Origin of the sequence: Mesorhizobium sp. M1A.T.Ca.IN.004.03.1.1, from assembly GCF_003997555.1 — a bacterium.
In the GTDB taxonomy this organism is placed as follows: domain Bacteria; phylum Pseudomonadota; class Alphaproteobacteria; order Rhizobiales; family Rhizobiaceae; genus Mesorhizobium.
Genome location: NZ_RZTV01000382.1, coordinates 1 through 268 on the forward strand (window position 1 = coordinate 1; position 268 = coordinate 268).

Sequence of the window (268 nt, forward strand, 5' to 3'; positions counted from 1 at the left end):
AGATGATCCCGTCGCGATCGATGAGATCGCCGGGACGCTCGGGCATGCCATGCCGCTTGAGATAGGCAGGACTCGCGCAGGTCAGCAGGCGGAATTCCCCGACCTTGACGGCATGGAGGGCGCTGTCGGCGAGGTCGCCGAGACGGATCGCGATATCCACCTGCTCGGACACGAGATCAACCGTGCGGTCGAGCGACAGAAGGTTCAGCGATACCTCCGGGTATTTGTCCATGAAACTCAGCGCAATGGGCAGCACGTATCGGCTCCC

General features: G+C 62.3%; 1 protein-coding gene. It reads right to left on the reverse strand.

The window, feature by feature from the left end:
* Positions 1–268, reverse strand: a 268-nt coding sequence (locus tag EOD29_RS32070; RefSeq protein WP_245475505.1) for a LysR substrate-binding domain-containing protein, incomplete at both ends; no start/stop codon positions are given.